The organism is Streptomyces albidochromogenes (genome assembly GCF_005981925.1).
GTDB lineage: Bacteria > Actinomycetota > Actinomycetes > Streptomycetales > Streptomycetaceae > Streptomyces > Streptomyces albidochromogenes.
In genome coordinates this window covers 1-6,900 of the sequence record NZ_VBVX01000328.1, presented here as the reverse complement: position 1 = coordinate 6,900, position 6,900 = coordinate 1, and the positions used below count along the sequence as shown (strand labels likewise).

7 protein-coding genes are annotated in these 6,900 nt (G+C 77.6%); all 7 read left to right on the top strand.

Features of this window, described 5'->3' with window-relative positions:
• The first annotated feature begins 203 nt into the window (after window positions 1-203).
• The gene (locus tag E2E34_RS29005) at window positions 204-758 is read left to right on the top strand and encodes a D-glycero-alpha-D-manno-heptose-1,7-bisphosphate 7-phosphatase (RefSeq protein ID WP_138904854.1); all 555 of its coding nucleotides are present in this window, start codon (window positions 204-206) and stop codon (window positions 756-758) included.
• Window positions 755-1,843 (top strand): glycosyltransferase family 9 protein, encoded by a 1,089-nt coding sequence (locus tag E2E34_RS29000; RefSeq protein WP_138904853.1) that lies wholly within the window; start codon window positions 755-757, stop codon window positions 1,841-1,843. Before E2E34_RS29005 ends, E2E34_RS29000 begins: the two co-directional genes overlap by 4 nt.
• Entirely contained in the window at window positions 1,840-2,805 is a 966-nt protein-coding gene (locus tag E2E34_RS28995; RefSeq protein ID WP_138904852.1) for a glycosyltransferase, read from the top strand. Before E2E34_RS29000 ends, E2E34_RS28995 begins: the two co-directional genes overlap by 4 nt.
• Window positions 2,802-4,064 (top strand): glycosyltransferase, encoded by a 1,263-nt coding sequence (locus tag E2E34_RS28990; RefSeq protein ID WP_138904851.1) that lies wholly within the window; start codon window positions 2,802-2,804, stop codon window positions 4,062-4,064. Before E2E34_RS28995 ends, E2E34_RS28990 begins: the two co-directional genes overlap by 4 nt.
• 103 nt (window positions 4,065-4,167) lie before the next feature.
• A complete protein-coding gene (locus E2E34_RS28985) occupies window positions 4,168-4,812 on the top strand; it encodes a D-sedoheptulose-7-phosphate isomerase (protein ID WP_138904850.1) in 645 nt (214 codons plus the stop codon).
• Window positions 4,809-6,212: a D-glycero-beta-D-manno-heptose 1-phosphate adenylyltransferase gene (rfaE2, locus tag E2E34_RS28980; protein WP_138904849.1), complete on the top strand. Its 1,404-nt coding sequence runs from the start codon at window positions 4,809-4,811 to the stop codon at window positions 6,210-6,212. Before E2E34_RS28985 ends, rfaE2 begins: the two co-directional genes overlap by 4 nt.
• Before the next feature lie 58 nt (window positions 6,213-6,270).
• Window positions 6,271-6,900: glycosyltransferase family 9 protein (locus E2E34_RS28975; RefSeq protein WP_369334634.1), on the top strand; the 630-nt coding region annotated here is incomplete at its 3' end.

The following is a 6,900-nucleotide window of genomic DNA, read 5'->3' as shown; positions in this document are numbered from 1 at the left end:
TACGGCTCGGCGCCGGCGGGTCCCCGGACCCGCCCGCCGGCGCCCTGTCCGCCGGCCGGGGGCCTCACGGACCGGCGGCCCCCGCGCCCCTACGGCTCGGCGCCGGCGGGTCCCCGGACCCGCGCCGGGACCCGCCCGCCGGCGCCTCGTCGGCCGGCCGCGGGCCTCACGGACCGGCCGCCTCCGGCCAGGACGCGCCGCCCGTGCGACCGCCGGTGCCCGAAGCGGTGCTCTTCGACCGGGACGGGACGCTCGTCGTCGACGTTCCGTACAACGGGGACCCGGCGCGGGTGGAACTCATGCCGTCGGCCCGGGAAGCCGTCGACGCCGTGCGGGCCCTCGGGATTCCGGTGGGCGTGGTGAGCAACCAGTCCGGCGTGGCGAGGGGTCTGCTGACGCGACGTCAAGTAGTCGCCGTACACAGGCGGGTGGAGGAACTGCTCGGGCCGTTCGCGGTCTGGGCGGTCTGCCCGCACGCGCCCGGCGACGGCTGCGACTGCCGCAAACCGGCGCCCGGTCTGGTGCTGGCCGCGTGCGCCCGGCTCGGCGCCGCGCCCGCGCGCACCGTCGTCATCGGGGACATCGGGGCCGACGTGGAAGCGGCGTCCGCCGCCGGCGCGCGCGGTGTCCTCGTACCGACACCCGTGACGCGTCCGCAGGAGACCGCGGCGGCCGGGGAGAGGGCCGCCGATCTGCTGCGCGCCGTGCGACTGGTGCTCACGCCGGGCCCGGCCGCCCGGACGGGGGGCGTGCGATGACCGCGCCCCGGACACTCGTCGTCCGCCTGGACAGCGCGGGCGACGTCCTGCTCGCCGGGCCGGCCGTACGGGCCGTCGCGGCCGGCTCCTCGCACACCGCCCTGCTCTGCGGGCCGCTGGGCGTCCAGGCCGCCCGGCTGCTGCCCGGTGTCGACGAAGTGCTGGTCCACGACGCTCCCTGGGTCGGAGTGGACCCCGCGCCCGTGACGCGCGCGGAGACCCGCCGGCTCCTGGCGGAGCTGGCCGCCCGCGCCTTCGACCGGGCCCTCGTCCTCGTCTCGTACCACCAGAGCCCTCTCCCTGCCGCCCTCCTGCTGAAACTCGCCGGCGTGCGCTGGACGGCCGCCGACAGCGAGGACTACCCCGGCTCCCTCCTCGACCTGCGCCACCACCGGCTGCCCCACCGGCACGAGGCCGAAGCCGCCCTCGACCTGGCGCGGGACGCCGGCTTCCCGCTGCCGCCCGGCGACGACGGGACGCTGCGCGTCAGCCCCCCGCCCGCCACCGGACACCTGACCGGACCCGGCCCGTACGTCGTCCTGCACCCCGGCGCCGCCGTCCCGGCCCGCGCCTGGAGCCCCGCGCGGGCCGCGCGGGCGGCCGCCGCGCTCTCCGCCGCGGGCCACCGCGTCGTGGTGACCGGCGGGCGGGCGGAGAAGGACCTGACCGCCGAGGTCGCCGGCACGCACGCCCTCGACCTCGGCGGCGCCACCGACCTGCACCAGCTCGCCGGCGTCCTCGCCGGAGCCCGCGTCGCGGTGGTCGGCAACACCGGCCCCGCGCACCTGGCCGCCGCCGTGGGCACGCCCGTCGCCTCGCTGTTCGCACCGGTCGTACCGGCCGAGCGATGGGGCCCGTACGGCGTGCCCCACGTCCTGCTCGGCGACCAGGCCGCGCCCTGCGCCGGAACCAGGGCCCGGCAGTGCCCCGCGCCGGGCCACCCCTGTCTCGACGGGGTCGGCGACGCGGAGGTGCTCGCCGCCGTGGCGGCGCTCGGCGGCGACGCCCGCCCCGAAGCGGGCCGCCCGGCGGTACCGGGCGGCGTACCCGAGAAGGAACGAGAACGAGGAGGAGCGACCGCATGAACATCCTGCTGTGGCACGTACACGGCTCCTGGACCACGGCGTTCGTCCAGGGACCGCACACCTATCTCGTTCCGGTGACCCCCGCGCGGGATCCCGACGGGCTCGGCCGGGCCCGTACCTTCACCTGGCCGGACTCGGTACGGGAGGTGACGCCCGAGCAGCTGCGCGAGACGCAGGTCGACCTCGTCGTCCTCCAGCGCCCGCACGAGCTCGAACTCGCCGAACGCTGGCTCGGCGGACGCCGGCCGGGCCGCGACGTACCCGCCGTCTATCTGGAGCACAACGCACCGGACGGCGACGTGCCGAACACCCGGCACCCCTTCGCGGACCGTGACGACCTGACGCTCGTCCACGTCACGCACTTCAACCGGCTGTTCTGGGACAACGGGTCCACCCGCACCGAGGTCGTCGAGCACGGCATCGTCGATCCCGGCCACCAGTACACCGGCTGGCTCGCCCGCGCGGCCGTCGTCGTCAACGACCCCGTCCGGCGCGGCCGGTACACCGGCACGGACCTGCTCCCGGCGCTCTCCGAGGCGGCGCCGCTCGACGTCTTCGGCATGCGCAGCGAGGGCCTGGCCGCGCACCTCGGCATATCCGACGACCGGTGCCACACCGCCGACCTTCCGCAGAGCGAGCTGCACGCGGCCCTCGCCGAGCGCCGCCTGTACCTGCACCCGGTGCGCTGGACGTCGCTCGGCCTGTCGCTGCTGGAGGCCATGCACCTCGGCATGCCGGTCGTGGCACTGGCCACCACCGAGGTGGTCGAGGCCGTCCCGCCCGGAGCCGGAACGCTGTCCACCCGCCCCGAGGTGCTCGCGCGCGCCGCCCGGCACTACCTGGAGGAACCGGAGGCCGCGGCCGAGGACGGCGCGCGCGGCCGTCAGGCGGCGCTCGAACGGTACGGGCTCAAGCGCTTCCTGGGCGACTGGGAGCGCGTGATCACGGAGGTGCGTCCATGACATCCCTCGACCCCGTGGGCGGCGGCGTCGCACGCACCGACGCCCTGTCGATCGCGCTCGTCTCGGAGCACGCCAGCCCCCTCGCCGTCCTCGGCGGAGTGGACGCGGGCGGCCAGAACGTCCACGTCGCGCGCCTCGCGGGCGCACTCGCCGACCGGGGCCACAGCGTCACCGTCTACACCCGCCGGGACGCGCGCGACCTGCCGGAACGGGTGCCGCTGCGCGCGGGCGTCGAGGTGCACCACGTGCCCGCCGGGCCGCCGGAGCAGATCCCCAAGGACGAACTGCTGCCCCACATGCTGGCCTTCGGGCGCTACCTGGCCCGCGAATGGCAGATACGGCCGCCCGACCTCGTCCACTCGCACTTCTGGATGTCCGGCCTCGCCGCGCTCCACGCCACGCGCGAACTGCGGCTGCCGCTCGTCCACACCTTCCACGCCCTCGGCACGGTGAAGCGTCGCCACCAGCGGCGGGCCGACACCAGCCCGCCCGCGCGGATCGCCTGCGAGCGGGAGGTGGGGGCGGGCTGCGACCACGTCGTCGCCACCTGCCACGACGAGGTCGCGGAACTGGGCAGGATGGGCATCCCCGCCGACAAGGTGAGCGTCGTGCCCTGCGGCGTCGACACCGCCGAGTTCACGCCGTACGGTCCGGTCGCCGACCGGGACGGGACGTACCGGCACCGGCTGATCCAGCTCGGCCGCCTCGTGCCCCGCAAGGGCGCCGCCGTCTCCATCGCCGCGCTGGGCGCGCTGCCCGACACCGAACTCCTCGTCGTCGGCGGCCCGTCGGCCGACCGGCTCGACGACGACCCGGAGGTCCGCCGGCTGCGCGGCCTCGCCCACGAGGCCGGGGTCGCCGACCGGGTCCGCTTCACGGGCGGCGTGCCCGGCGACGAGGTGGCGCCGCTGCTGCGGACCGCCGACGTGGTGCTGTGCCCGGGCGACTACGAGCCGTTCGGCATCGTCCCGCTGGAGGCCATGGCGTGCGGCAAACCGGTCGTCGCCAGCGGGGTGGGCGGACAGCTCGACACCGTCGCCGACCCCGCCACCGGCCGCCTGGTGCCGCCCGGCGACCCCGAGGCCCTGGCCCGCGCCGTCGGCGCGCTGCTCGACGACCCCGCGCTGCGCGAGGCGTGCGGGGAGGCCGGCCGCCGCCGGGTGCTGAGCCGGTACGGCTGGCCGCGCGTCGCCGCGTCCACCGAGTCCGTGTACGGGGAGGTCCTCGCCCTGCGGCCCGCCGTGACGGGGGTCGTCTGAAGCGCCCGCCAGCCAGCCACCCGACCGTCAACCGCGCAGCACCGATGTCCGAAGGAGGTGCGGGTCCGGCCGTCGTCCCCCGGACGCGGCACGCCCGGCCAGTATGAACGAATCCCTTGTACTCGACGCCGCGCACCGGCACTGCCAGTCGTTGCAGGACGCGCTCACCGGCTTCCGCCACCGGAGCCTCGGCCGGCTCGCCGCCTGGGGCACCGAACTCGCCGCCGTACTCCCGGTCGGCGGCCGGCTGCTCGCCGCGGGCAACGGCGGCAGCGCCGCCCAGGCCCAGCACCTGACGGCCGAGCTGGTGGGACGCTACCGGCAGGAGCGCCCGGCGTACTCGGCCATCGCCCTGCACGCCGAGACGTCCAGCGTGACGGCCATCGGCAACGACTACGGCTTCGACCAGGTGTTCGCGCGCCAGGTGTCCGCCCACGGCCGCCCCGGCGACATCCTGGTCCTCCTGTCGACCTCCGGCCGCAGCGCCAACCTGATCACGGCGGCGGTGACCGGCCGGGCCGCCGGGCTGCGCGTATGGGCGCTGACGGGGCCGGGCCCCAACCCGCTGGCGGAGGCGGCCGACGAGGCGCTGTGCGTCGACGCGGACAGTACGGCGGCCGTGCAGGAGGCCCACCTGGTCGCCGTGCACGTGCTGTGCGAGTGCTTCGACGCGGCGGGCGGCGCCCCCGCGCCGGCCGCCGGGGCGGGGGTCCGGCCCGTCGCCGCCGCGGAGCGGAGGCTCTCATGACCGCGCCCAAGCCCCTGGTGGTCGTCGGGGACGTCCTGCTCGACGAGGACATCGAAGGCGTCTCCACCCGGCTGTCCCCGGACGCGCCCGCTCCCGTCGTCGACGTCACCGGCGACCGCAGCCACCCAGGCGGTGCGGGCCTCGCCGCCACGCTGGCGGCCCGGGGCGGCCGCGAGGTGACCCTGGTGACCGCGCTAGGCGACGACCCGGCGAGCGAAGCGGTACGCCGGGCCCTGCGCGGCCGGGTGCGGCTGGTGGAGATCCCGCTGGAGGGCACCCTGCCGGTCAAGACCCGGGTACTGGCCGGCGGCCGCCCCCTGGTGCGCATCGACCGGGGCGGCGGAACACCCGGCGAGCCCGACGACGCGGTGCGCGAGGCGCTGGCGCAGGCCCACGCGGTACTGGTGGCCGACTACGGGCGCGGTACGGCGAGCGCCGTACGACCGCACCTGGAGGCCGCGGCCCGCCGCACACCCCTGGTGTGGGACCCCCACCCCAGCGGCGACGACCCCGTGCCGGGGGCCAGGATCGTCACCCCCAACAGCGCCGAGGCGTGCGCGCTGAGCCCCGCCGACGGCCAGTCCCTGCGGGCCTACGCACGGCGCGGCGGCGACCTCGCGGAGCGCTGGCGGGCCGCGGCCGTCGCCGTGACCCTGGGGGAGCGCGGCGTGCTGCTGACCCGCCCCGGCGCCGGTACGCCGATGCTCGTCCCGGCGCCGTACCGCGCCCAGGGCGATCCGTGCGGCGCGGGCGACTGTTTCGCCGCCGCCACCGCCGCCGCGCTCGCGGACGGGGCGCTCCCGGAGGAGGCCGTGCAGCGCGCCGTCGCCGAGGCCGCCGCCTTCGTGGCGGCCGGCGGCGCGGGCAACCCGGCGCTGTGGCGCACCGAAGCCGCCCCCGGCGCGCGCGACGAGGCCCCGGAGACCGACCCGTTCGCCCTCGCCGAACGCGTCAGGGCGCGCGGCGGCACGGTGGTCGCGACCGGCGGCTGCTTCGACCTGCTGCACGCCGGCCACGTCGGACTGCTGGAGAGCGCCCGCCGGATCGGCGACTGCCTCATCGTGTGCGTCAACTCCGACGCCTCGCTCACCCGCCGCAAGGGTCCGGGCCGCCCGCTCAACCCGGTGCGGGACCGGCTGCGGGTCCTCGCGGCGCTCGGCAGCGTCGACGCCGTCGCGGTCTTCGAGGAGGACACCCCCGCCGCGCTGCTCAGCCGGCTGCGGCCCGACGTCTGGGTGAAGGGCGGCGACTACTCCGTCGAGGACCTCCCCGAGGCGGAGGTGCTGCGCGCCTGGGGCGGGCAGGCCGTCGTCCTGCCGTACCTCGTCGGCCGCTCCACCACGCTGCTGGCCCACCGGGCCGCGCAGGCCGCCGTACGGGTGGGGCCCGCTTCGCCCTGAGACCCCGGCCGGCTCCGCACCCGTACCGAGACGCCAACCAGGAGAGGCAGTCACCGACATGAGTGCCGAGAAGCGGACCCACCCGCTCACGCGCGGCGGCGACGCGCCGGACCGCGCGCCCCGCCCGCGCGTGCTGGTCCTGCGGGCCCTGGGCCTCGGCGACCTGCTGACCGCCGTGCCCGCCCTGCGGGCCCTGCGGCGCGGGCTGCCCGGACACGAGGTGGTACTGGCCGCCCCCGAGCGGCTGGCGGACGCGGCGGAGGCCACCGGTCTGGTGGACCGGCTGCTGCCCGCGTCCGCCCTGGCGAGGGCCGTCCCCGCCGAGCTGGCGTGGGACGGGCCCGCACCGGACGTCGCGGTGGACCTGCACGGCAACGGCCCGCCGAGCCACCTGCTGCTCCAACGGCTGCGCCCCGCACGGCTCTTCGCGTACGCGCATCCCAGTACCCCCGGCATCGCGGGCCCGTCGTGGCGGCCCGACGAACACGAACGGCACCGCTGGTGCCGGCTGCTCGACTGGTACGGGATCCCGGCCGACCCGCGCGAGCTGTGGATCCCGCCGCCCACGGCCGCCTCCCCGGCCCCCGGCGCCGTCGTGGTGCACCCCGGCGCCGACGCGGCGGCCCGCCGCTGGCCGCGCGAGCGGTTCGCCGCCGTGGCGCAGGCGCTGCACCGCTCGGGACACGAG

Coding starts and splice junctions, on each gene's coding strand:
- E2E34_RS29000 (WP_138904853.1), top strand. CDS start 755: ATGACCGCGCCCCGGACACTCGTCGTCCGCCTGGACAGCGCGGGCGAC.
- E2E34_RS28995 (WP_138904852.1), top strand. CDS start 1,840: ATGAACATCCTGCTGTGGCACGTACACGGCTCCTGGACCACGGCGTTC.
- E2E34_RS28990 (WP_138904851.1), top strand. CDS start 2,802: ATGACATCCCTCGACCCCGTGGGCGGCGGCGTCGCACGCACCGACGCC.
- E2E34_RS28985 (WP_138904850.1), top strand. CDS start 4,168: ATGAACGAATCCCTTGTACTCGACGCCGCGCACCGGCACTGCCAGTCG.
- rfaE2 (WP_138904849.1), top strand. CDS start 4,809: ATGACCGCGCCCAAGCCCCTGGTGGTCGTCGGGGACGTCCTGCTCGAC.